General features: G+C 62.3%; 23 protein-coding genes. 4 read left to right on the forward strand and 19 right to left on the reverse strand.

The features are described 5' to 3' along the window. Positions 1-5: 5 nt before the first annotated feature. Genes RCCGE510_RS25325 through RCCGE510_RS25335 form a run of 3 tightly spaced genes read right to left on the reverse strand, consistent with a single transcriptional unit; the run spans position 6 to position 3,229 of the window. Positions 6-1,283 carry an ABC transporter substrate-binding protein gene (locus tag RCCGE510_RS25325; protein WP_007634695.1) on the reverse strand — a complete coding sequence of 426 codons (1,278 nt, stop codon included), beginning with the start codon at positions 1,281-1,283 and terminating at the stop codon, positions 6-8. 24 nt (positions 1,284-1,307) lie between these two features. After that, the gene (locus RCCGE510_RS25330) at positions 1,308-2,372 is read right to left on the reverse strand and encodes a maleylacetate reductase (RefSeq protein WP_007634697.1); all 1,065 of its coding nucleotides are present in this window, start codon (positions 2,370-2,372) and stop codon (positions 1,308-1,310) included. Continuing rightward, positions 2,369-3,229, reverse strand: coding sequence for a dioxygenase (locus RCCGE510_RS25335; protein WP_007634699.1), 861 nt, complete (start codon positions 3,227-3,229; stop codon positions 2,369-2,371). The genes RCCGE510_RS25330 and RCCGE510_RS25335 overlap by 4 nt, the downstream gene beginning before the upstream one ends. An 80-nt stretch (positions 3,230-3,309) precedes the next feature. On the opposite strand from RCCGE510_RS25335, the gene RCCGE510_RS25340 reads away from it, so the two are divergent. After that, positions 3,310-4,260 (forward strand): LysR family transcriptional regulator, encoded by a 951-nt coding sequence (locus tag RCCGE510_RS25340; protein ID WP_007634701.1) that lies wholly within the window; start codon positions 3,310-3,312, stop codon positions 4,258-4,260. 34 nt (positions 4,261-4,294) lie between these two features. Here the strand turns inward: RCCGE510_RS25340 and RCCGE510_RS25345 are convergent, their stop codons facing one another. The 15 genes from RCCGE510_RS25345 to RCCGE510_RS25415 all read right to left on the reverse strand — a co-directional run bounded on the left by RCCGE510_RS25345 (position 4,295) and on the right by RCCGE510_RS25415 (position 18,044). Then, positions 4,295-4,909, reverse strand: coding sequence for a flavin reductase family protein (locus RCCGE510_RS25345; RefSeq protein ID WP_007634703.1), 615 nt, complete (start codon positions 4,907-4,909; stop codon positions 4,295-4,297). Beyond that, entirely contained in the window at positions 4,906-6,132 is a 1,227-nt protein-coding gene (locus RCCGE510_RS25350) for an acyl-CoA dehydrogenase family protein (RefSeq protein WP_007634705.1), read from the reverse strand. Before RCCGE510_RS25350 ends, RCCGE510_RS25345 begins: the two co-directional genes overlap by 4 nt. A gap of 61 nt (positions 6,133-6,193) precedes the next feature. Beyond that, complete coding sequence (locus tag RCCGE510_RS25355) at positions 6,194-6,973, reverse strand: alpha/beta hydrolase (RefSeq protein ID WP_007634707.1); 780 nt, start codon at positions 6,971-6,973, stop codon at positions 6,194-6,196. A 24-nt stretch (positions 6,974-6,997) separates the two neighbouring features. Next, positions 6,998-8,011, reverse strand: a complete 1,014-nt coding sequence (locus RCCGE510_RS25360; protein ID WP_007634709.1) for an alcohol dehydrogenase catalytic domain-containing protein — start codon at positions 8,009-8,011, stop codon at positions 6,998-7,000. Next, positions 8,008-9,057 carry a branched-chain amino acid ABC transporter permease gene (locus RCCGE510_RS25365; RefSeq protein WP_007634712.1) on the reverse strand — a complete coding sequence of 350 codons (1,050 nt, stop codon included), beginning with the start codon at positions 9,055-9,057 and terminating at the stop codon, positions 8,008-8,010. The genes RCCGE510_RS25360 and RCCGE510_RS25365 overlap by 4 nt, the downstream gene beginning before the upstream one ends. Before the next feature lie 4 nt (positions 9,058-9,061). Further along, positions 9,062-9,919 carry a branched-chain amino acid ABC transporter permease gene (locus RCCGE510_RS25370; protein ID WP_007634714.1) on the reverse strand — a complete coding sequence of 286 codons (858 nt, stop codon included), beginning with the start codon at positions 9,917-9,919 and terminating at the stop codon, positions 9,062-9,064. Beyond that, positions 9,906-10,637: an ABC transporter ATP-binding protein gene (locus RCCGE510_RS25375; protein ID WP_007634716.1), complete on the reverse strand. Its 732-nt coding sequence runs from the start codon at positions 10,635-10,637 to the stop codon at positions 9,906-9,908. The genes RCCGE510_RS25370 and RCCGE510_RS25375 overlap by 14 nt, the downstream gene beginning before the upstream one ends. Continuing rightward, entirely contained in the window at positions 10,634-11,359 is a 726-nt protein-coding gene (locus RCCGE510_RS25380) for an ABC transporter ATP-binding protein (protein WP_037079681.1), read from the reverse strand. The genes RCCGE510_RS25375 and RCCGE510_RS25380 overlap by 4 nt, the downstream gene beginning before the upstream one ends. Positions 11,360-11,489: 130 nt before the next feature. Next, positions 11,490-12,788 carry an ABC transporter substrate-binding protein gene (locus tag RCCGE510_RS25385; protein WP_037079917.1) on the reverse strand — a complete coding sequence of 433 codons (1,299 nt, stop codon included), beginning with the start codon at positions 12,786-12,788 and terminating at the stop codon, positions 11,490-11,492. An 81-nt stretch (positions 12,789-12,869) separates the two neighbouring features. Next, positions 12,870-13,688 carry an SDR family NAD(P)-dependent oxidoreductase gene (locus RCCGE510_RS25390; protein ID WP_007634729.1) on the reverse strand — a complete coding sequence of 273 codons (819 nt, stop codon included), beginning with the start codon at positions 13,686-13,688 and terminating at the stop codon, positions 12,870-12,872. Between the two features lie 140 nt (positions 13,689-13,828). Continuing rightward, entirely contained in the window at positions 13,829-14,437 is a 609-nt protein-coding gene (locus tag RCCGE510_RS25395; protein ID WP_037079671.1) for a J domain-containing protein, read from the reverse strand. A gap of 112 nt (positions 14,438-14,549) precedes the next feature. Continuing rightward, positions 14,550-15,491 carry a biotin/lipoyl-binding protein gene (locus RCCGE510_RS25400; RefSeq protein WP_007634732.1) on the reverse strand — a complete coding sequence of 314 codons (942 nt, stop codon included), beginning with the start codon at positions 15,489-15,491 and terminating at the stop codon, positions 14,550-14,552. After that, complete coding sequence (locus RCCGE510_RS25405) at positions 15,488-15,733, reverse strand: DUF3302 domain-containing protein (protein ID WP_007634735.1); 246 nt, start codon at positions 15,731-15,733, stop codon at positions 15,488-15,490. Before RCCGE510_RS25405 ends, RCCGE510_RS25400 begins: the two co-directional genes overlap by 4 nt. 128 nt (positions 15,734-15,861) lie before the next feature. Continuing rightward, complete coding sequence (locus RCCGE510_RS25410; RefSeq protein WP_007634737.1) at positions 15,862-16,875, reverse strand: DUF1254 domain-containing protein; 1,014 nt, start codon at positions 16,873-16,875, stop codon at positions 15,862-15,864. Positions 16,876-17,105: 230 nt separating this feature from the next. After that, positions 17,106-18,044 (reverse strand): HAD family hydrolase, encoded by a 939-nt coding sequence (locus tag RCCGE510_RS25415; RefSeq protein ID WP_157179946.1) that lies wholly within the window; start codon positions 18,042-18,044, stop codon positions 17,106-17,108. A 552-nt stretch (positions 18,045-18,596) separates the two neighbouring features. On the opposite strand from RCCGE510_RS25415, the gene RCCGE510_RS25420 reads away from it, so the two are divergent. The 3 genes from RCCGE510_RS25420 to RCCGE510_RS25430 all read left to right on the forward strand — a co-directional run bounded on the left by RCCGE510_RS25420 (position 18,597) and on the right by RCCGE510_RS25430 (position 21,808). Beyond that, positions 18,597-18,866 (forward strand): hypothetical protein, encoded by a 270-nt coding sequence (locus RCCGE510_RS25420; protein ID WP_192815347.1) that lies wholly within the window; start codon positions 18,597-18,599, stop codon positions 18,864-18,866. Positions 18,867-18,989: 123 nt separating this feature from the next. Continuing rightward, positions 18,990-20,717 carry a hypothetical protein gene (locus tag RCCGE510_RS25425; RefSeq protein ID WP_007634748.1) on the forward strand — a complete coding sequence of 576 codons (1,728 nt, stop codon included), beginning with the start codon at positions 18,990-18,992 and terminating at the stop codon, positions 20,715-20,717. Between the two features lie 116 nt (positions 20,718-20,833). After that, positions 20,834-21,808: a transporter gene (locus tag RCCGE510_RS25430; RefSeq protein WP_007634750.1), complete on the forward strand. Its 975-nt coding sequence runs from the start codon at positions 20,834-20,836 to the stop codon at positions 21,806-21,808. Position 21,809: 1 nt separating this feature from the next. On the opposite strand, the gene RCCGE510_RS25435 is transcribed toward RCCGE510_RS25430, so the two are convergent. Beyond that, a complete protein-coding gene (locus RCCGE510_RS25435; RefSeq protein ID WP_007634752.1) occupies positions 21,810-22,781 on the reverse strand; it encodes a formylglycine-generating enzyme family protein in 972 nt (323 codons plus the stop codon). Positions 22,782-22,815 lie beyond the last annotated feature (34 nt).

Genomic DNA, 22,815 nt, shown 5'->3' on the forward strand with positions numbered 1-22,815 from the left:
TTGGCTCAAGCGATCGCCTCCATCTTGCCGCCGGTTGGGATATTCGGCGCCGTCTGATTGTCGACGATGACGAGGTCGTAGCCGCCGCCGTCCTTGAGCCGCCACTGGCCGCCGACAAGCGGCGTCTTGGCGATGTTCTTGGTCGCGAAAGGCGGCACATTGACACCGTCCCAGGCGACCTTGCCGACGATCGTCTCAAGGTTCGTGGCGGCGATGGCCGAAATCACGGCCGCGCTGTAGGTCGGATCGGCACGCTTCATGACGTCGGCGGCCACTTCGAACAGCGCGTGGATGAAGCCGATCGGCTGGGTCCAGGGACGACTTGTCGCCGCTGTGAAACCGTCCGCAAGATCCTTGGAACTCTGGCCGGTCAGCGACGACTTGAACGGATGGCTTGCCGACCACCAGACTTCGCTCGAGAGGTTGTGGCCGTTCTTGCCGAGCGCCTCGACCGCCTGCGGAAACAGGATCGCCTTGCCGATGGAGGCGACCTTCGGCTTGAAGCCCTGCTGCTGCGCCTGGTTCCAGAAAGTGGTGAAGTCCGGCGGGATCATCACGCCGGTGATGATCTCGTTGCCATCCGACTTGAAGGCGTTGATCTGCGCAGAGAAATCGTCGGTCAGGTTCTGGTAGCGGCCGGGGTCGTTGAGCGTATAGCCGAGCTTGTCCAGCACCGGCGGAAAGCCAACCTGCTTGTCGCCCCAGGCATTGCCGTCGCCGTCATTGGGGAACAGGCCGCCGACCTTTTTGTTGGTGGCCACCTGGCCCCACATATTGGTATAGACCGCGATGACGTCTTCAAGGCCCCAGAAGAAGTGGAAGGCGCTGTTGAACGGCTTCCACGACGCCGGGTCGCCCGGATTGGCCTGCTGACCGATGAACCAGGGCTGCCACGGCGCCATGGTCGAGATGCAGGGCACTTCCTCGGCCTCGCAGGTGGTCGCAACCGGGTTGGTTGTCTCTGGGGTCGAGGCGACCAGCACCGCATGCACCTTGTCGTCGACGATGAGTGCCTTGGCGACCTCGGCGGCCCGGTTCGGGTTGGACTGGCTGTCCTTCACCACCACTTCGTAATTCAGTCCGGCGGCCTTGGTTGCCGCCATGAAGCCGTCGATGATGAATTTATCGGCTTCGGCGAAGGCGGCCAGCGGGCCGCTCTGCGGGCTGACATAGCCAAGCTTGATCGGGGCACCCTGTGCGATGGCTGGCATGGCCAGCCCCGAGGTTGCCGCCACTGCCCCAGTGGCGGCCGCAGACTTCAGCAAATCACGTCTCGTAAACATGTGCCTGCCTCCTCCCAAAAGAATTCAATATGGCGGACGGTGTCCGCCCCATGCGTCCTGCAAGAGCGCGCGGACCGATCCATGATCGATCGGTCGCGGGTTCGAGTAGGGATTGTTCGTGGCGATCTCGGCCGCACGGTTGAGATCAGCCTCGCCGAGGCCGAAATCCCTGAGCGCCATGGGCGAGCCGATTGATTTCGCAAAGTCGTAAAGTGCTTGCCCAGGCGTGCCGCCACCGAAAATGTCCGAGATCGGCTTCATAAGTTCTGGCACTGCTGATGCATTGAAACCGATCGTGTGCGGCAGCATGATCGAATGCGTTTCCGCATGCGGCGTGTCGAAGCTGCCGCCCAATGTGTGGCAGATCTTGTGATGCAGCGACATCGAGATTTGGCCGAGCACTGTGCCGCAAAGCCAGGCGCCGTAAAGCGCCTTCTCCCGGGCCGAGCTGTCACGCGGGCTTTCGACGAGGACAGGCAACGCCTCCTTGAGCGCCCGCATCCCATCGATCGCCATCATTGAGGCGATCGGGTTGCGGTCCGGCGCATAGAGCCCTTCCGCGGCATGTGCGATGGCATTCAGACCGCTGGTGACGCTCATGCCGACGGGCAGGCCGAGCGTCAGTTCGGGGTCATAGATCACAATCTCGGGTGTGATCTTTGGGCTGCGCACCGTGGTTTTGGCGCCATTCTCCGTCTGGCCGAGGATCGAGGTGACCTCGGAACCGGCATACGTCGTCGGCACGACGATCTGCGGGATGTCGGTGCGATAGGCCATCGCCTTGCCGAGTCCGGTGGTCGAGCCGCCACCGAGCGACACCACGCAATCCGCGCCAAGCTCGGCCGCGCAGGCGACGGCGCGCTCGGTGACCTCGACGGGCGTATGCATGGTCGCATCGGTGAAGGTGCCGACCGAGAGCGAAGCGAGCCGCGCCGACAGGGCTTGAGCATCCGCCGCCTGATGTGAGGTCGAGAGGACCAGCGCACGCCGGCAGCCTAACGCCTCGACCCATTTGCCGACATCCGCGCTCGCTCCGTTGCCGAAGACGATGCGTGCAGGGCTGCCCTGATAGCTGAACGACAGTGTCATGGCGAGCCCCGCCCCTTTTTGGCCCTCACCATGACAAACGTGAAGTCGAGTACTGAACTTTCGCCTTTGCCTGATGGCTTGAACTCGCCGATCAGCTCTTCCTTGACACCAAACAGGGCATCCTGGGCAAGATCGGCATCACCACCGTCATAGACATGCGTGCTGATCGTCTCGAAGCCATCCGCCTTAATCAGGAAGTGCAGATGTGCGGGGCGCCTAAGCGGAAAGCCGAGGCCGCCAAGCATCTGACCAACCGGCCCGTCGCAGGGCACGGCATAGCCGCCAGGCCGGACCGTGTTGTAGCGGAAGTCGCCCTTGGCGTCGGTGGTGAATACCCCACGAAGATTGAATTCGGGTTGCTGGTCGGGCTGCTGGTTCTCGTAGTAGCCTTCGTTGTTGGCTTGCCAGGTCTCGATCGTGGCACCCGCGACAGGCTGCCCATCGAGATCCTGAACATGTCCGGTCACTGCAAGCACCGGCCCCACTCCGTCGAGCGAGATATTGGAGTCGAGCGCCAATCTGGGTGCGTCAGCACGATAGAACGGCCCGCGCACCGTATTGGGCGTTGCGCCCTTCGGCCGGCTGGTATTGATCTCCTCGATGAGCGCGGTGACGCCCAAAAGGTCGGAAAGCAGCACCCATTCTTGCCGCCGGCCGTCACTGGCGTGACCAACCTCGGTGAGGAATTCCACCGTCCGTCGCCAATCGGCGTGGGTCGGACGCGTCTCGCGGATGAGCTTGTGCAGGTGTCCTATGAAGGAAACCATGAAAGCCTGCAGAGGCCCCTCCGCATGCTTGTCGAGCCGCTCGGCCACAAGCTGCGCAGAATTGCGCTCGCTAAACGTTATATCTGGCATGACTCCTCCCATGACGAAACCTTAGCAGCCCGGAACTGAGTGCTTGATAATTTTTTTCGCGATTTGTATGCGTATTTGTTATGAAGATCGATGAGCGACATCTGGTGCAACTGGCAGCGGTCGTCCAGGCAGGCGGCGTGACCGAAGGTGCGACACTGCTGGGTCTTAGCCAGCCGGGGGTATCGCGCACGCTTGCAATGCTGGAAAAGCGGCTCGGCGAGCCACTTTTCATCAAAGGCCGCCGGCCACTGCAGCCGACGCCGCTTGGCCGGGCGCTGGCAGACCACGGTCAGGCAATGCTCACGGCGTCGCGCAAGGCGTCCGCTCTGGTTGAAGGCTTCCGGCACGGCCGGACAGGGCTCGTACGCGTTGGCGGCACGCCTTTTTTCATGGATGCACTGATCGCCGGCATGATTGCCGGTTTCCAGAACGATTTCCCCGAAGTCCGTATCGAACAGAGCTATGACTATCTGCCCGAGTTGCGCGCAGCCATCATCGCCGACCGCATCGATCTCGCCATCTGCCCGATCGATATGCTTGACGAGGGGTCGGGTATGCGTTTCCAGGAATTGCTGCCGGGCCGCAACGTCGTGGCTTGTCGCCTGACCCATCCGCTCTTGCTCAAGCGCAAGCTCACCGGGCCGGAGCTGCTCGAATATCCCTGGATCGCGCCGCCGCCGGGCAGCCCGCTGCTTGCCGACCTGCGCAGCCTCGTCCTCTCTCTGGGCGCGACCGAGACCAAGATTCGCTATGCTGGCGGCTCGCTGACCAGCGCGATCAACTACATGAAGGAGAGCGACGCTCTCACCATCCTGCCGCACAGCGTGGTCTTCGCTTATCGCAACGACAAAGCGATCACCGCCCTGCCGGTGAACATCCCGCATCCGGAACGTGCGCTCGGCCTGCTCAGGCGCACGGGAGACCTGGGCGCACCGGCTATCGAGGCGTTCTCGGCGCATATTCGCAAAAGTTTTGAGAACCTGAGGCATCTGATCAAGCGCCACGAACAATCCGTGGTCTGGGGGATGTGAATCGTGGCTGGCGGCAGGGGCCGCCACGCCGATGTCAGAATGTCGCCGAGTCGTCCGGCCACAGCATGACCGGCGTCGAAACAGTATCGACGACGGGACCGAGGCCGTGCCAGGCACGGTTGGAATAGACCAGAGCCTCGGCCTGCCGTGCGGCATGTGCACCGGGCGAGACCGATGTCAGTTCGGCCGTGACCAGACAGGCCCCGGGCGTCTCCAGTCGGCCTCGAAGTTCGGCCCGGAACCAGAGTTCGACCTGAGGATAATAGGGCTCACCGCCTTCGAGGCGAGCCCATCGAACATCCGGCCCGAAGCGATCACTGCCCGATGTCGCGCAGAGCCGGGCGAGTTGCATGTCGGCGCGGCGCACGAAGTGGACGACCACCGATGCCGCACGCTCCACCACTTTCGCACTCGACGAGGCTGCCGAGAGCGAAAAGGCGACCATGGGCGGCGCGGCACTGATCGAGATCAGCGAACTCACCGTCAGCGCCACCGGACCTTCGCCGGCATCGGCGGTGATGATCGCCACGCCCGACGGGTGATGCCGGAACGCCGCCATGAAGGCTTCGGTGATGCCTTGGTCACCGCCAGCGGCACCCGTTTCGGGCGCCGCCACCTTGTCCGGCATGCCTTTCGTGGCCGCGCTCATTTCTTCTCGATCAGGTCGTAGAACTGCCAGACGCGATCGCTCCATACGCCGGCAATGTCGCGGCCCGCCGCGCCGACGACGTTCGGGTTGATCGTGAAATGGTTCGCCGCCGTCAGCATCTCGCGATAGATCCGCTGCATCACGCCGTAACGCAACGAAGCGCCGCCGAGCGCGCGATAGACGAAATGGCAGGCATCGACGCCGGCTTCGTGCACTTCGGACTTGGCGAGATGCACCAGGCTGATCTGGCGTGTCGTCATGCGGTTGCCGGCTTCGATCGAGGCTTCTACGTCGCGCCAGACCTCGAACAGGAAGGCGCGGGCGGCGCGGACTCGGGCTTCCGCCCGCCCGAAATCGAACCAGAACTTGTCGCTTTCGCCGAGCATGCCGGCACGGCCAGTCTTGGTCTTGGCATATTTGGCGGCTTCGTCGAGCATACGCCGCGCCGCACCGATCGCCCAGCCGGAATGGCCGATGGCAGCGAGACCCACGACGCCGAGGCTGAAGAACTCCTTCATGCGCTGTGGCTCGGCGGTCAGGATCGGGAACACCATGTCATCAGGGATGAAAACATCGTTGGCGGCATAGTCGATGCTGCCCGTCGCCTGCAGGCCGAGCGAGTTCCAGTTCCCGAGCAACTCGTGCTCTCCGACTGGCGCATGGGCGCAGAGCACGATCACGTCGCCCTTCTCGTCCTTCGCCGGGTGACCGTTTCCATCGTCGAGCAGCGCTGCGGTATGGGTATAGGTGGCGTGGTAGATGCCGCTGGCATAGGCCCACTTGCCATTCAGCCGGTAACCGCCGTCGACCTTCTTGAGCATGCCTGTCGGTGTGCCCTGCCCGGAGAACCGGTTGTCGGTCTTGCCGTCAAACAGGCGGCCGATCGCCGTATCGGGCAGGAAAGCGGCCGACATCGCGCCGATGCAGGTGTGCACCATCGAGATCCAGCCAGCCGCGCCGCTGTGATAGGTAATCGCCTCGATGAGCTGCAGCCCTTGCGTCGGCGAGAGCTGTGCGCCTCCAATATCCTCGCCGGCGAACACATGGCTCATCCTGAGCGGCTTGAGCGCCTCGAAGGTCTCCTCGTTGAGGCGGCCGAGCTTTTCGTTGTCCTCGGAATTCTTGTCGAGGATCGGGCCGACCTTATCGACATGGGCCACGAGGGACGCGAAGTCCGTCTTCGTGCCCCAGTAGCCTGATGCGTACTTGATTGGTGCGTTCATGACAATTCCTCCTTGATAGTCCTGATCACGCGGCCCGCCTGACGGTGCCGCTTCTGTGGTTTCACCCGGCGAGGAAGTCACCGATGGCAGTGACGGTGCCCGGATCTTCCTGCATCGCGAAATGGCCGACATCCTTGATGATCAACGTCCGCGCATTGGGAATGCTCTTTTCCCAGAGTGGCGCCTGCGAGGCCGGCAGCATGCGGTCCTTGTCGCCCCAGACGATGAGTGTTTCATTCGGAATCCGGCTCAGCCAGCGGCCGAGGTTGGGGTGACCGAAACCATGCGCCTTGAGAATGTTACCGAGCGCGGGCCCTTCCTTTTCGCGCGCCGCGACAAAATCCTCGACCGGGGGGCATTTCGAACCGCCGGGGAAATAGCGCGCCGCGACTTCGACATTATGGGCCAGATACCCGGGCAATTCCTGCGGTGGGACCGCGCCAAGATCGGCGCCGGGATGGTCCGGGTGATTGAGGCCGGCCGGCGCGTTCAGCACCAGCTTGCCAAACTGCTCGCCAGCCACGGCGGCGATTTCGGCCGCCATCCAGCCACCCATGGAATGTCCGACCAGATGCGGCCGGTCGAGGCCGAGCGCGTTGACGAGGCGAAGATTGTGAACCACCATGTCCTGCATGCCTGATATATGCGGCGCCTCGGCGCTCTCGCCGAAACCGGGATGGAAGGGTAGGTAGACGCGGAATCGGTCCGCCAGCCCGCGCGCCCAGTCATGGCCCTCGAGCGTCGCCGCGCCGTGCAGCGCCAGCACCGCACGGCCGCGACCGATCGCCTTCACCACCGTTCGGACGCCATCGATATCCTGCGTCAGCGTTTCAAATTCCATTGAGTATCCTCCTCATACAATCTGTCAGGCTGCGTCGGCAGCGATCAGCACCTTGCACTGCGTGGTGCGGCGCTTGAGTCCCTCGAAGGTCTCGGGCACTTCGCCGAAACCGATCCGCTCGGTGATCAACGCCTGGGGGCGATAGCGGCCCGGCCCGAGTGCCGCGAGCGCGGTCCGAAACTCGGCCATGTTGAAGAACACCGCGAAAATGAGCTGGATCTCCTTGGACAAAGCCGCGAAGGGATCCCAGTCATCGCCGCCGACGCAGAGGCCGACACCGACCACCGTTCCATGGGTGCGGACCAGGCGGCAGGCGAAGTCGATCAGGCCGCGTTTTCCCACGCATTCGAAAACTATGTCGGGCTCGCCACCGGCCTTGGCGCGGAACTCGTCCGCAAGGCTCGGGCCTGACATGGCAAAGCCGGTGGCGCCGATGGCGGCGGCACGCTCTTCCTGGTGACGATTGATATCGGCGACGATGACGTCGCGCGCACCATGCCGACGCGCCCAGAAGGCGACGAGCAGGCCAATCGGTCCCGCGCCGAGGATCAGCACGCGGTCACCCGGCTTCAGGCCCGACCGCATTATGCAATGAAGCGCCACGGCGGCCGGCTCGGCCAGTGCAGCCTCTGATATCGCCACGTCATCGGGAAGGATGCTGCACTGGCGCGCAGCCACGGTGGTGAATTCGGCATAGCCGCCGCCGATCAGCCGCATCTCGGCGCACCAGGCAGGCTCGCCACGCTTGCAGCTGTCGCAATGGCCGCAGCCGCGCATCGGTGCCACGGCCACCCGGTCGCCCGGTTTGAGCGTGGTGACGGCCCTGCCGCAGCTTACGACCTCGCCGGCAAATTCATGGCCGAGCACGTCATATTGCCTGAGGCCGAAAGTCTTGGGGTCCTCGGTCATGTGCAGATCGGAGCCACAGATGCCGCAGGCGGCGATCTTGAGCAGGACCTCGTCCTCCGCCGGCTCCGGCACCGGACGTTCGCCGACCGTCAAGGGAAGTCCGACACGATCAAAAAGCACGGCCTTCATGTCCGGTCCTCCATCAGGCGCCGTCGTGTTGGGAACCAAGGTGCATCGACGACCTTGCAGATCAGCCCCCAGATACCGCCGCGGGCAAAGAGCGCCATGAACAGCGTCATCAGGCCGAGCACCACGAGATAGGTCGCGCCATATTCGCCGAACCAGCGCTCGGCGAAGAAGTAGATCAGTGCCCCGATCAGCACGCCTTCCAGCGATCCCAGCCCACCGACCATGACGATGAAGATCGCGATATTGGCCCAGTTGGGATCATAGGCAGAAGGGGGCGTTATGCGGAGCTGCGCCATGAAATAGATGGCGCCCGCGAGACCCGTGCCGACGGCCGCCGCCACCCAGATCAGAAAGCGCAGCCGGCTGACATTGACGCCCTGGCTTGCCGCGGCGACCGGATTGTCGCGCATCGCGATCAGCGCCAGGCCATAGCGCGAGCGGAGCAGGAGATAGCTGCCGCCCACTGTCACCAGCAGCATCAGCGCGCAGAGCAGCGAAACGCCGACGGCGCGCTCCATCGGCGAGTAGGTGGTCATCACGCGCAGGCTCATGCCCGCGCCGGCATTGACATAACCGAAAACCGAGGTCGCGAGCCTAACCACCTCAGCCACCACCCAGGTGCCGATCGCGAAATACGGTCCGTCGAGCCGGTGCAGAAGGCCATATGTCGGGATCGCGAGTAGCGCCGGCGCGGTCATCGCCAGCAGCACGGCGACGAAGGGATTGATGCCCCAGAGCTGCGCCATGACGAACATCATATAGGCGGTGACGCCGACAAAGACCTGTTGGCCGACCGAAACCAGGCCGGCATAGCCCGCGAGCAGATTCCACATCTGCGCGACCGCGATGTAGCAGCAAAGTTCGACCACGTCGCGGATCAGGCCTTGGCTCGCCCAGAGCGGCATCGAGGCGACAGTGAACAGCACCGCAATGCCGATGACCATCGCGATGACTCCCGACATGGTCTGGCGTTGGACGCGGACTGGCGGGAGATCCGTGGTGTCGGAAAGGGTCGACGCCTGTACGGTTGTGAGCGTGTCGGTCAAGATCTCAATCCTTTCCGAGAAGGCCCTGCGGCCGCAATGCGAGAATGAGCAGGAAGACAAGATGACCGGCCAGGATGCCGAAACCAGGATCGATGCGGAAACCGATCGACTGACTGATGCCGAGCACCATCGCGCCGATGAAAGCACCCCAGATCGAGCCCATGCCGCCAATGATCACAGCTTCGAAGGCATAGATCAGCTGAAACGCGCCATCGGCAGGCGATACCGTCGAACGCATCGACTGGAACACGGCGGCAAACCCGAGAATCGCCACGGCGAGTGCCGTCGCGCCGGCATAGATAGTCTTGGGGTTCACGCCGGTCATGGCTGCGGCCTCGACATCGGCCGACGCCGCGCGCAACGACCGACCGAAACGGGTGTAGCGCAATGTGCTGGCGAGCCCGGCGGTCAGCACCGTCGCGGTGACGAGCACGATGACCGGCAGCACGCCGACGAAAAGCGAGCCAACCTGGAACGAGGCCTGCGCGATACCGCCACTCGGCAGCGAACGGGTATCGGCCGACCACACCTGCAGCATCGCATTCTGCAGGGCGATCGAGAGTCCGAATGTCGCGATCAGCGATGGAAGCGGATCGGCGCCGACCACCCGGTCGAGGATCAGACGCTGCAGGATGACGCCGATGATACCGCCGAGCGCAACCAAAATCACCAGCACCGAGAATGGGCCAAGCCCGAAGGTCGAGGCAAGGCTGATGCCAATCAAAGCTAGCAGGATCATCAGGTCGCCATGCGTGATGTTGACCACGCGCATAACGCCGAACATCAACGCCATGCCGAGCGCATATTGCGCATAGAGCCCGCCGAGCAGAATGCCTTGGACCAGTCCATCAAGCCACTGCATGGGATGCTCCGAAATAGGCTTCGCCGATCGCCTCACGGGACATGTCCGCCGATCGCCCGGTCAGCGTGACGCGGCCCTCCAGCATGCAGTAGAGCCGGTCCGAAGCAGACTTGGCCAGGCCGACATCCTGTTCGACCACCACGACCGCAGTGCCGCTCTTTGAGATGGACGGGATCGACTGGTAGATTTCGCGGACGACCTTGGGTGACAGGCCAAGGCTGATCTCGTCGCAGAGCAACAGGCGCGGCTGGTTGAGCAGTGCCCGGCCGATGGCGACCATCTGTTGCTGGCCGCCGGATAGCGACTGCACCGGAACCGCCTGCTTTTCCTTCAGGATCGGAAACAATCCATAGACGCGTTCGATCGTCCAGGCCTCGCCGTGGATCGGTGCCGCGTGGTCCATGGCGACACGGAGGTTGTCGACCACGGACATGCCCGAGAAAAGCCGCCGGCCCTCGGGCACGATCGCCACTCCGTCTGCCACCATCCGGTGCGGCTGGCTGCCGCCGACCGGTCTGCCATCGAGACGCACCATGTCGGGCTGAACCTTGAGCAGGCCCATGATCGATTTGAGAAGCGTGGATTTGCCGGCGCCGTTCGCGCCGATCAGGGCAACGACCTCGCCCTCGGCGATCTCGAGATCGACCCCGTAGAGCGCCTGAAAGTCGCCGTAACGCGCCTTGAGTTGATGGGTGGAAAGAAGTGCAGCGCCCGTCATACCTCGATCCCCATATAGACGCGTCTGACTTCAGCGTTCTTGATGACTTCGTCGGGCAGGCCTTCGGCGATCTTCTCGCCGAAATTCAGCACCATGATCCGGTCGGCCACGGCGAGCAGCGCGTGCAGCACATGTTCGATCCAGACGATCGTCACGCCGCGGTCGCGAATGCGCCGGATCAGCTGCACCAGTGCCTTGCCTTCCTCGTCCGTCAGCCCGCCGGCGATCTCGTCAAGCAGCAGCAGGCTCGGGCTCGACGCCAGCGCACGGGCCAGCTCCAGCCGCTTGCGGTCCAGCAGCGTCAGCGATCCCGCCGAGCGGTTGGCCTTGTCTGCCAGCTCGCAGTCGCGGAGAATCTGGGCGCAGAGGGCATAGCTTTGGGCTTCCGTGCGCCCACCGCCGAATGTCGCGGCGACGAGCAGGTTCTCGAAGGTCGACATGCCGACATAGGGGCGCGGAATCTGGTAGGTGCGGCCGATGCCGATCTTGCAGCGCGAATAGGGTGGCTGGCCGACGAGGCGCTGGCCGGCAAAGACGAGTTCGCCGGTATCGTTCTTCAGGTCGCCGCTGACAAGATTGAACAGCGTGGTCTTACCCGCCCCGTTAGGGCCGAGGATACCCAGCACCTCGCCGCGCCGGACATCGAAACTGATGTCGTGCAGAACGCGCAGGGCGCCGAAGGATTTGCTCAATCCTCTCGCTTCTAGCAATACGCCGTCCAACAGCAGCCTCCGCTTCCGGCCGAAGCAGGCGTGGATGCACGCCCGCCCGTCCGGTCTTCACGCATTCGGGATAGTCTTTCCGGTTGCCGGGCGGTCCTTGGATATCAGGTGCCGCCCCACTTGCCTGGGCTCAACTCGCCCAGGGGATGACCTTCATCTTCTGCTCGGGTTCGAACAGCTTGTTGACGGTGTTGTCGACGATCTTCAGGTCATAGGGCCACTTGTCGCCCTTGACCCACTGGCCGCCGAAGATCGGCGTCGTCGAGACGTTCTTGTGCGGACCGCTGGAGAAATCGACCTTGCCGATCAGCGTGTCGAGCTTGGTCGCCACCATGGCGTCGCGGTTGGCGGTGCGGTCGAGCGGGTTGGACGAGCGCTTGAGAATGTCGATCGCCACTTCCCAGATCGCGTGGCTGTAGCCGAGCGGCTGCGTCCACTGCTTCTTGGTCTCGCTTTCCCACTGGTCGGCGATGTCGCGGCTCACCTGGCCGGTCAGTGTCGACTTGAATGGGAAGGCAGGTGTCCACCATACCTCGGAAGACATGCCGTCGCCAAGCGGGCCGAGCGCCTGGACGCCGCCGGGGAACAGCAGCGCCGCCGCAACGGTGACGGCCTTGGGCTTGTAGCCCTGCTGGGCGCACTGGTTGATGAAGGTCTTGAGATCGTCCGGATAGGTAATGCCGCCGACGATTTCGCAGCCCGCTTCCTTGAAGGCGGCGATCTGCGCTGAATAGTCGTTGGTACGCGGCTGGAAGAAGCCCGGGACGGTGATCTCGAAGCCGGCCTTCTTCGTCGGCACCGGCAGGCCGTAGTCGTTGTTGCCCCAGGTCTCGCCATCGGCGTTTTGCGGGAACAGCATGCCGACCTTGCGGTTGGTGTCGAGCGTGTTCCACAGGCCGACGAAGGTGTTGAGCGCCTCGTCGAGACCCCAGAAGAAGTGATAGGTCCAGTTGAACGGCTTGTCGGCGCCGCCGCGTGGCATGATGATTGCCTGCCAGGGCGCACCGGTCGACAGGCAGGGGCACTCGTTGAGTTCCGCCTGGTCCGCCGAGGGGCTGACAGTATCGGTGGTCGATGCCGGCAACAGCAGATGCACGCCGTCGTTCAGGATAAGGTCGCCGGCGACTTCCGCTGCGCGGTTGGGATCGGACTGGCTGTCGCGGATCAGGATCTCGACGTCGTACTTGCCGGCTTTTGTCTCCAGGCCATCCTTCAGCAGAGCCTTGATCTTGTCTGCCGCCCAGCCGTCCGTCTCGCCGAACAGCGCGAGCGGGCCGCTTGCCGGCGTGACGAAGCCGAGCTTGATCGTGCCGGCCGCTTGCGCCCGGGCAATCATCGGCGCACCGAGCGCCGATACGGCCACTCCGGCGCCGATGCCCTTGAGCACGGTCCGGCGCGATGGTTGTGCAAATCTTGTCTTGAGCTCCACCTGGGTCTCCTCCCTCTGGTGTTTCGTCGTCTGCATGCGCATTGGTGACAGCCGGCCGTTCCTCCCTGGCCGGCAGTCACATTACTTGATGCGGTTCATCGCGCCGCCGTCGATGACGATCTGGCTCCCCGTCACGTAGGACGAGCATGGCGACGCCAGATAGAGCGCGAGGCCCTTGATGTCCTCGGTGTCGCCGATACGCCCGATCAGCGACTGCTCCTCGAAAGCCTTGCGATCGGCGGGGATCTTCAGCCGGCCGCCGGCGATATTGGTCATGAAGGGTCCGGGCGAGATACAGTTGACGAGGATGCCGAACATCCCTAGTTCCATTGCCATCTGGCGGACGAAATGGTCGACGCCCGCCTTTGCCGGCATATAGGACGTGCCGACGATCGCCTCGTTGATCTGTGCGGCGATCGAGGACGTCACGATGATCCGGCCGCCGCCCGATTTCTTCATGTGCCGGGCAGAATTCTTGACCGTCGTGTAGACCGATGTGAGATTGACCTCGATGCCGCGATCCCACTGCGCGTCATCCAGCGCGTCGATCGCGCCTTCCGGGATGCGTCCACCCTCCGTCGACAGGAAGCCCGGGCCGGGATCGATGCCCGCATTGGCGAAGACCACATCGATCCGTCCATGCCGTTCGGCCACTGCGTCGAAGGCATCGCTCATCCGGGGTCGGTCGGAAACATCCATGACCTGCCCCCAGACGTCACCACCATTGGCCTTGATTTCGGCAACTACCGTTTCCAGCGTTTCGGCGTTCAAGTCGAATATGCAGACGCGCGCGCCGTTGTCCGCCATGACCTCGGCATAGGCGCGGCCGATGCCGCTCGCACCGCCGGTGACAATGACCGACTTGCCGCGAACGTCGAACATGTCTTGCAATGTCGCCATTCTGTCTCCTCCCACTTAGAAGGCTAACAGCGAAAGAGCCATGCCTTAATAATTATTTTCAAGATTAATATGTCTAACTGTTATGAAGGCTTGGAGGCCCGGACATATCCCATCAAGGGCGCCAACGGGCAACCTAGCCTCTAGCAGAAGCCGTTGAGCTTGAGGATCTTATGGGCCTCAATCGTCGATCTGAGACTATCCTCTGACTTGCGATCTCCATCGTTAGCGTCGGGATGGTGCATCTTGAGCAGTTGCTTATAGCGGCTTTTGATCTCATCCGGCGTTGCATCAGGTGATAGACCGAGCTTCTCGAAAGCTTTGGCTTCCAGCACCTTGAGTTTACGCAGGTGAACAGCTGCTCTGGCCGTTTGGCTTTGCGCAGCGTTTTTTCGTGAGTTTATCGCCTTCGCAGTCCCGGAGCGAACCAGGGAGGGGAGCGGAGTTTCCGAAGGCTGCTCTATCCGAGTCCCCAAAGTCGGGCGGCTTCCGCTTGCCGCTTCTCTCTGATAGCGGGCCGTCAAAGGGTCAGACAGCTTCGTCACGAAGTTGTAGCCTCGGCTGTACGCACTGACGTGCGTGGAACAAAACGACAGATACAGCCCTTCAGCATCCGCTCCGACGGGAGCGCGATGAGTGCCTTCCTTATCGCAGCCGTCCCATTGGCATTTTCGGCCGCTCGGTTCGCGGTGTTGATCCGGCTTTTTGCGGCTCAGCCGTAGACCAACGAAAATCTTTGAATCAGAAGTCATCGCGCCTTATATGACTGCGCTGCCCGACCGGCAAGATATAAGGACATTGCCATCGGCAGACGCCGACCGACAGCTAAGACGGAGTGCCTGCCTCGCAGGGCCAGCGACGTTCTTAAAATGGATTGACGTAGTTGGTGATGGCAACCTGACGAAGTAGAACCTTGCGTATTATATGCGCTGCCTTCACCCTGGCGGTGAAGATCGCCGCCGTTCCCGTCGTGCCTGCAGGAAGTGTCGCAGCCAAGTCCGCGTTATCAAGCTTTATCCTGACAACGAACGGGGCGCTTTGGATTGCTTCGGACATTGCGGCAGCGCCGGATATCTTCACCTGACCCGTCGCCACGGCTTGTAGGACGCTTTCGACGGTGGCGGCGTAGACATGGCCAGGCATGAACTTGAAGGTGACTTCGACGGGTTGCCCCGCTTGGATGTATCGGGCGTTGATTTGGGGCACCTCGACGCCGATGATCGTCTCGGACGTGTCGATGAACGCCATCACGGGAGCCAGCGGCAAGGCGCTGACGCGCGCGCCCGGTCGAAGGGCTACATTGGTGGCATAACCCTCCGCTGGAGCCCGAACGACAGTTTTGTCGAGATTCCATTTCGCCCCGACAAGCTCCGCATTGAGCTGCTCGACCTCGGCTTGGCTCTGTTCAACATCGAATGTTCGCCCTGCTCCAGTCTTGTTGAGCCGGGTCGTTTCGGAAAGCCGAAGCTGGGCCAGTTCCAGTTGCGCCTGGAGCGCATCGACCTTCGCCTGGAACGGAACCGGGTCGATCCTGAACAGAACGTCGCCGGCTTTGAGCGGCGTATTCGCGGCGACAGGTACCTCGATCACCTCGCCAGCGATGTCGGGAACGATAGCGACGGAGTTCCTGACGACCAGGGCGGAGCCCTGTGGCGCACCCCAGTTCATGGGGATGAAGAGGCCGACCATCAGCAGCAAAAGGACGAGGACGGGAGAAATTTTCCAGAACAGGTTGAACCTGACGACGCCGAACTTCACGAGGCAAAAAAGAATGACAAGGTAGACGTTCAGGAGGACGGCAATCATTGGGCTACCTCCATCTTCGGCACGCGCGGGACATCAACGTATGCCCAGATCAGAACGATGGGCCAGAGCGCGAACCCGAGGAAAAGGGTGACCCAACCACCGATGGACACTGCCTGCGCCCAGGGATGGTTGCGCTTCCTCGCGATCACTCCAGGAAGCATGGCGAGAAAGACGAGGACTGCGACAGTACTCAAGACGAGTATGATCAGGACGATCCATGCGAAGATATCGAGTGCGCTCATGACTTTCGCTCGTTGGCAGGGGGCCAGAACCATTTACGGAAGATGACGGTCCTCAGACGATCGGACGAAAAGCCTGAGGGGATAACAGCTATCTCGTGGCGCACATCTGTGCGCCGCCGCGTCCAGATTCATTGGACGACTTCCGGCTCCGGGAATTTCCATTTGTTTTCCAGTAGCTCCGCACGCGGGCGGTAGAGCCGAACCGTGTAATTCCATCCCTTCATGGTTGGGATGCAGTTTGGCGTGGTCTTCCTGCAGCCACCGAACGCGATCGTGAAGCTGCCGTTCGGATCCGGTTTGGCAGTCAGGTTGTTTATGGAATAGGAGCCAAGCTCGTTCTTCTCGAAGAATCCGGCGGCGTTGTAGACGCTGATCGACCAGAACCCGTCGACTGGCACATCCTTCACGGTCAGCTTTTGGACTGTGGTGCCGCTGTCGTCTTTCGGCTTGCTGGTCACGTAAAGGGCTGCGGAACTCGGGTTACCGCCCCATCCGACGGCCGCGCCGATCAGGTGTCTCACAGGATCGACTTCGTTCCGGCTGCCAAACATGCGGGTGGAATCGGAGAGCGTCGATCCGAGCACCTTGAGGGCGTCGCGCACCTTGCCCTGCGATACCGCATCCCAACGCGGAACGTCCAAGTGTCCCATCGACGCCTGTCCGACGGTGATCTTGTCCTGCAGCTTGTGGACGTCGTCAACATCCTCCCGATCCTGTGGATCGACGAGCGTGCGGATAATCACGATCATGTAGCGAGTGCCGATTTGCTCCTTCGTGTAGGTCTTCGATCCCGGTGCATAGGCGATATCACGCGTGAAATGGTCTTCGTCGATGATCTGCGCCATCATGTACCGCTTCCCGGCATCCGGAAGGCCGAGAGTGACGGGTCCGGCATCCAGGTCGAAAATGCCGAACGAATAGAGGGTGTCGCGGTTCATCCTGACAATCTTCTGATCATCGATCGAGGCCGGGGTACGGGCATGAATAAACTTTCCCAAGCCACCTTCTTCTGCGTAGGCGGCGATCGTGACGTCAGTCTCCGCGCGGACGAAGTTTTCCACCGTAACCGGAACGCTCTCCGCGAGCGCAACTCCTGCAATGGCCGTCATCGCCAAGGCGGCGAACAAGAACTTCAGCATCATCACTGGAGATCCCCCATCTTCGTCAGCACCTCGACCGACTGCGGTTCGCTGGGCGGACGCCGCGATCAATGTCGACGCCGCAGTGACCGCAAGGCGCAGCCCTCTTGATCTCAACATTGCTCCGCCTTTCGTTGAGGCACCGAGGTGCCGACCAGGGGATGGTACGGGCGAGAACTGAGGTAACGGAAGTGCGTTACCGTAACGGAGACCGTAACGAACGCGACAATGGCCTACTTCTCGAACGCAAAGACCTTCTTCCAGTCGCTTTTCATGTCGACCAGAAGCCAGTTCCGGCGCCCCGCCTCATCGAGAGCCTTGTCGAGTTTGCCGACCGCGGATCTGCGATCGTATGCGTATTCCCGCTCCGCGTCGGTGTGATGGACGATCATCGCGAACCCAGGCCCTTTGCCCGCGGTCGTCCAGCGCAGCATCTCGTAGTCGCCGTCGGAATTGCCCGCGACGAAGATCGGCCGCTTGCCGATAAACTTGTTGATGCCCGCTGGTTTGCCGGGTCCGTCATCGACGAAGTCGATCTTCGCGAGGCGCTTCAGCACGGGCACGTCGTCGACGATGGCGTACTGAGTGGCGATCGTGCTGCCGATGACCTGTTGCGGCGGGATGCCGTAGAGCTTCTCCGAGATTGGCCGCATGAACTCGACCCCACCGCCGGACACGATGTAGGTGGTGAAGCCGTTTGCCCGGAGATAGTCGAGAAGCTCCCGCATCGGCAGATAGGTCATCTCAGTGACGGGTTTTCCGGTCTTCGGGTGCTTGGCGGTGTCGAACCAGTTCGAGACGATGTCCGCGAACTGATCCGTCGTCATCCCGGCATGAGTCGCCATGCCAAGTTCGACGACGCCTTTTTCTCCAGCCTTGGCGACGCCTGCCGGATCGCCCGCAAGGATGCTCTTGAACGGCTCCTTCGACTTCCACTCGCGATGCTGAGGAGCCAACGCCCTGACGCGGTCGAACATGAACTGAAGCTGAGTGTAGAAGGGCTGCTCGCACCAGAGCGTGCCGTCGTTGTCGAACACGGCGATGCGGTCTTCTGGCGCGACGTATCCCTCGCCGCCCTCGGTCACGGTCGCATACACAAAGGCTTCGATCCGCGCCTTTGCGGCCATATCATTCCAAGAAGGAAGCGTTTCCTGTGCGGCGACCGGCTGCATCGTAAGCAAGGCCGCCGCAGCGATGATCGAGGCGGCTATCGTCTGTTCAATTCGCATGCGGGTCTCCGAGGCGGGGAACTGATGACCCTGAGAATGACCGGAAATTCGGGCGTGGGAAGTACGTTACCGTAACGTGACTCGTTGATTCAGAGCAGTGGGAGACGGCGGGTCACCGGGAGGAGCTGCGCGGAACGAAGGAAGGAAGAACGCACCGGCGACAAGAAGCGGAAGCAGCGCCGGACAATGATCGGCAGCGGGTTCGCCTTGTCGACGAAAAGGGCAGAGGTCTTCAAGTCTCATCCGGCGGGCTTCCGGATCGGGAACTGGAAGTTCACGCCGGCGAAGATCTGCAAGCGCGGCGGGGCATAGAGCGCCATCGGGCGCGGAAAATCAGTTTCGTTACGGTTACAATGGACGTAACAACTACCAGTTAATCGAGCGGCGCATTCATGTTACCGTTACGTACTTCACTTTTGCACGCCGGGTCTCATGATCTCCGTGCGACCGTCGTCCGATGGCCGCAGGAGAAACGCTGTGGTCGGGGGTATCGCCGTGGCAGCTACCAGGTCGCAGCACCGGGGCATGGTCAGGCTAATGCTGAAGTTCCCGCGCGTGCGGGGCGCGCTCCAGCTTTTGGAGGTGCGGAAACCGACGGTCATCAATCTTTACGAGGCTTACGAAGATGCGTGCTCCACCTTGGAGACGCTTCAGGTCGCGGCACTGTCGGACCCCGTGCTCCTGGCGGAGTATGCTGCCCTTTGCACCGAGATCGAGACGGACGTGATCGCACTCTGTCTCGCGTTCGAACGAAACGGTTCCTAAGCGCCAAGCTTGAGACATTCAACCGTACATCCTAAATTAGCCGTTCGACATTCAACCAGTTGTAATATAAAAACGCATCCTATCAGGTCAGTACTGCCGCTGCGTATCATGAGGGGACATATCATGGATGCTGGTCAGACCGAATTCGAACTGGATGACGTACCGGAAGACGAGGCCCGCGCCGAGCTTCGGCGGATTCTGGCGGATGCCAGGTTCAAGGTTTCGGAACGCAACAGGGAATTCCTCCGATATATCTGCGAAGCCAGATATATCGACGGCTCGACGGGCGTGAAGTCCTACATCATCGCCGTCGATGTCTTCAGGCGGCCCGTCAGCTTCGACGGCACCAATGACCCTATCGTCCGCATCGAGGCCAACCGGCTGCGCACGGGGATCGACCAATATTACGATGCGCATGGGGAATCCGGTGGCCTGCGCATCGAAATCCCCAAGGGTCGGTACATTCCACTGTTTCACCGTATTCCAGACGTCGACGAGTTCCGGGCCGAGGAAGCCTGCCAAGTGGCCGAAGCCACGGGTGATGCGGTGGCGACGCCCGCACCCGAGCGTCGATCCCGTCTTGCTGCCTATTTCGCAACAGGCGCAGGCGTGGCGCTCGGCGCGGTGCTGGTTGGGGTGGCTTTGGCGGCGTTCGTCAGTGGGACCGGCCCCGAAATCTCCGTGAAACCGGAAGTCGTGTTTTCCATCTCGGCCGACGATCCCACGGACGGGCAGGAGGCTCAGCGAACGTTCGACTACCTGGTCGCCTCGGTGGCGAAGTTCCAGACGCTGCGGGTCGTCGACACGTCGCAGATCGGTGCGATAGGAATGCAGGCCGCTCTCGGACGCGCGCCACCGCGTTCCTACCGCGTCGCGCTCAAGTACTATGCCGAAGGCCCCGACAGGCTGATGTGGTGGCAGGTGTACGATCTTTCCGGCGGCCAGCTTATGGATTCCGGAATGGAGACGACGCCGATCGGCGACGACGACCCTCCCGCAATCCGCCAGAGACTGGCGAAAATCGTCTCCCAGAAGATTGCATCCAGCCGAAGCGCCATCAACCAGCAGGAGACGCATGAAGGTGACGACGCCACGCTCGGGAACGTCTGCGTCCTCAGGGCGGAAGCCTTGCTCGACGAAGGCCTTCCCGGCGATCTCGCGGTCTCGCGCCGCTGCCTCGAACGGACGATTGCCGCAGCGCCCGGCGACGCCGAAGCGAAGGCAACCCTGGCTCGCGTCTTTCTTGCAGAGCGCGGAACCAGTCCATCGAACGACTTGGTCGGGCAGGCGATCTCGCTTGCCTATCAGGCGGTCACGACAGCTCCGCAATCCGACCGGGCGCGAACCGCACTCATGACTGCCCAGTTCGCCGCCGGACAGCGCGACGCTGCGCTCGACACCGGCTACCGCGCGATGGCTGCCAATCCGAACAATGTAGACATCGCGGCCAGGGTCGGCATGCTTGCCTTCATCTCCGGGCAATGGACGGCGGGATCGAGTATTGCCGGACAGGCCGCTGCAACCGCCGCTCCACCGCGTGCCGCCATCCTGACGCTCGCCCTGGACGCCTATCGCAAAGGCGACTATCGGACGGCGCGTTCCTATGCCGAAATGATCAACTGCGAGGATCTGGTCGTCCACGCCCTTCGGACTGCGTCGGTCGCACGGCTCGACAAGATCGAAGGGGCGGATCGCTACAGATCGCTGCTGCTCAGGGACCCCGATTTCCGCGAGGAGCTGGAAAAGGGACTGCGAACTGCCCGCTACGATCCGGCGATCTCCGGCATGCTGCTGGACGGCGTGGCCCAGGCCGCTTCGGATGCTGCCGAAACCACTTTGGCTATACAGTGAAGCCTTCTTCGTAACCGTAACACGCTTGAAAACCGCCGCTGAATCGCGACCCTAGGCACAAGGCTCGGGACGGCTCTGCTTCCTAGCCTGCAGATGTCGCGACCGGGGTGGAATACATGCGCTACAATCTCAAGACTTCGACGCTCGCAATCATACTGGCGGCATCTGCCGCGCCTGTTGCGATGGCGGCTGAGGGTGGAGCGGGATTTTATCTTCTCGGCTCGAAGACCGTTGGCGCGGGCTTTACGCCGCCACCAGGCGTGTTCTTCTCGAACGACATCTATCTCTACTCCGGCGACCTCGGCGGCAACCAGCAGCTTCCGGCCGGTGGCAGGCTGGCAGTCGGCGTCGAGGGCAAGGCTGCTATCGACGTCCCGACGGCGCTATGGATCCTCCCGGAAGAACTTATGGGCGCACGACCGGGCCTGCTGCTCAGCGTGCCTTTCGGATGGAAGGAAACCAGCGCCGATGTCACGCTGGCGGGTCCGCGCGGCGGCGTTGCGACCGGGTCGGTCACCGATCCGGTCTTCACCGTGGGCGATCCCATCGTGGGCGGCCTGCTTGGGTGGGAAGCTGGCAACTTCCACTGGCAGATTGGGACGCTCGTCAACGTGCCTATCGGGGACTATCAGGATGGTGAGATATCGAACGTCGCCTTCCATCACTGGGGCGCGGACGTCAGCGGCTCGTTTACCTGGCTCGATCCTTCGATCGGACTCGACCTCTCGGCAACGGTCGGGATGACCTTCAATGCCGAGAACCCCGCGACTGACTATCGAACGGGCAACGAATTCCATTTTGAATGGGCTGCCGTCCAGCACTTCAACGAGCAGTTCGACGCGGGTCTGGTCGGCTACTACTACGATCAGGTGACGGGAGATTCCGGCGCCGGTGCGCGCTCCGACTTCAAGGGCAGAGTGGCTGCCATCGGCGCAACTATCGGATGGACGTTCAAGGCCGGCGAGGTGCCGATCTCGACACGCATCAAGTACTTCCATGAGTTCGCGGCTGAGAACCGTGCGGAAGGTGACGCCGTGTTCCTGACGGTCTCAATGCCGCTGGCCATCACCAAGCCCGTCTCGGCGCAGTAACCTAGCCCGCTGTCGAGGATGCGCGCCTGATACAGCGGAACCCTACGTGGCTCGTGGACGTATCCTCCTGCTCGGCATGACGGGCCGCGGGCCGATATCGTCTGCAGTAGTTCGGCGCGCAGAGATGAGAACCGCCCTTCAGAACCCGGCGCGGGATCGTTATCGCGGGCTGACGGCGGTCGTAGCTTGCGACGGGATCGCCGCCCCGAGGATTGTTCGGGATGCAGCATGAGTGTCTGGCGGGCTCGGGGTGGCGGGTCGACCAATAGTCGCTGGTCCACTCCCATACATTCCCGATCATGTCGTAGAGGCCATAGCCATTCGCCGGGAAGGACCGGACCGCGGAACTCCGTTCACGCCCTTTCGGCTTCGTCGACTTGGTCGGGAAGACGCCCTGCCAGGTGTTTGCCATGATGACGTCGTCAGGCATCATCTCGCTTCCCCATGCGAATTCGACGTCGCCGAGCCCGCCCCGTGCGGCGAACTCCCATTCCGCCTCGGTCGGCAGGTCCAGTCCCGCCCACCGCGCATAGGCCGTCGCGTCGGCATACGCCACGTGGACGACCGGATGGTCGAGCTTTCCCTTGAGGTCGCTAAGTCCGCCGAGCGGTCTGCGCCAGTTCGCGCCGAACTTGAACCTCCACCACTGGGAAATGTCGGAATCGTCGACCGTTTTCGGCTGGACGAACAAAAGAGAACCCGCGCGAAGCATCTCCGGGCGAGCACCCGGATAGTTTTTCGCGTCTGGGATCGTTTCGGCGACCGTGACATAACCCGTTGCCTTCACGAATTCGGCGAAGGCGCGGTTCGTAACCGGGGTTTCCTCGATCCAGAACCCGTCGACTTTCACCGGATGCGCAGGCGCCTCTTCGGGATAGTGCCGGTCGGAGCCCATGACGAACGTTCCACCGGGGATCCACACCATTCCGTCGATCCGTGCAAGCGCGCCGTCTCCGTCGAATGCCAAAGCCATACCAGCCTCCGTCTGTCCAAGCGCAGCTTGTCCG

Source organism: Rhizobium sp. CCGE 510 (assembly GCF_000292525.1).
GTDB lineage: Bacteria > Pseudomonadota > Alphaproteobacteria > Rhizobiales > Rhizobiaceae > Rhizobium.

Excerpts from the sequence above, each read along its gene's own strand:
- RCCGE510_RS25325 (WP_007634695.1), bottom strand. The coding sequence starts at position 1,283 with ATGTTTACGAGACGTGATTTGCTGAAGTCTGCGGCCGCCACTGGGGCA.
- RCCGE510_RS25330 (WP_007634697.1), bottom strand. The coding sequence starts at position 2,372 with ATGACACTGTCGTTCAGCTATCAGGGCAGCCCTGCACGCATCGTCTTC.
- RCCGE510_RS25335 (WP_007634699.1), bottom strand. The coding sequence starts at position 3,229 with ATGCCAGATATAACGTTTAGCGAGCGCAATTCTGCGCAGCTTGTGGCC.
- RCCGE510_RS25340 (WP_007634701.1), top strand. The coding sequence starts at position 3,310 with ATGAAGATCGATGAGCGACATCTGGTGCAACTGGCAGCGGTCGTCCAG.
- RCCGE510_RS25345 (WP_007634703.1), bottom strand. The coding sequence starts at position 4,909 with ATGAGCGCGGCCACGAAAGGCATGCCGGACAAGGTGGCGGCGCCCGAA.
- RCCGE510_RS25350 (WP_007634705.1), bottom strand. The coding sequence starts at position 6,132 with ATGAACGCACCAATCAAGTACGCATCAGGCTACTGGGGCACGAAGACG.
- RCCGE510_RS25355 (WP_007634707.1), bottom strand. The coding sequence starts at position 6,973 with ATGGAATTTGAAACGCTGACGCAGGATATCGATGGCGTCCGAACGGTG.
- RCCGE510_RS25360 (WP_007634709.1), bottom strand. The coding sequence starts at position 8,011 with ATGAAGGCCGTGCTTTTTGATCGTGTCGGACTTCCCTTGACGGTCGGC.
- RCCGE510_RS25370 (WP_007634714.1), bottom strand. The coding sequence starts at position 9,919 with ATGCAGTGGCTTGATGGACTGGTCCAAGGCATTCTGCTCGGCGGGCTC.
- RCCGE510_RS25375 (WP_007634716.1), bottom strand. The coding sequence starts at position 10,637 with ATGACGGGCGCTGCACTTCTTTCCACCCATCAACTCAAGGCGCGTTAC.
- RCCGE510_RS25390 (WP_007634729.1), bottom strand. The coding sequence starts at position 13,688 with ATGGCGACATTGCAAGACATGTTCGACGTTCGCGGCAAGTCGGTCATT.
- RCCGE510_RS25395 (WP_037079671.1), bottom strand. The coding sequence starts at position 14,437 with ATGACTTCTGATTCAAAGATTTTCGTTGGTCTACGGCTGAGCCGCAAA.
- RCCGE510_RS25400 (WP_007634732.1), bottom strand. The coding sequence starts at position 15,491 with ATGATTGCCGTCCTCCTGAACGTCTACCTTGTCATTCTTTTTTGCCTC.
- RCCGE510_RS25405 (WP_007634735.1), bottom strand. The coding sequence starts at position 15,733 with ATGAGCGCACTCGATATCTTCGCATGGATCGTCCTGATCATACTCGTC.
- RCCGE510_RS25410 (WP_007634737.1), bottom strand. The coding sequence starts at position 16,875 with ATGATGCTGAAGTTCTTGTTCGCCGCCTTGGCGATGACGGCCATTGCA.
- RCCGE510_RS25415 (WP_157179946.1), bottom strand. The coding sequence starts at position 18,044 with ATGCAGCCGGTCGCCGCACAGGAAACGCTTCCTTCTTGGAATGATATG.
- RCCGE510_RS25425 (WP_007634748.1), top strand. The coding sequence starts at position 18,990 with ATGGATGCTGGTCAGACCGAATTCGAACTGGATGACGTACCGGAAGAC.
- RCCGE510_RS25430 (WP_007634750.1), top strand. The coding sequence starts at position 20,834 with ATGCGCTACAATCTCAAGACTTCGACGCTCGCAATCATACTGGCGGCA.
- RCCGE510_RS25435 (WP_007634752.1), bottom strand. The coding sequence starts at position 22,781 with ATGGCTTTGGCATTCGACGGAGACGGCGCGCTTGCACGGATCGACGGA.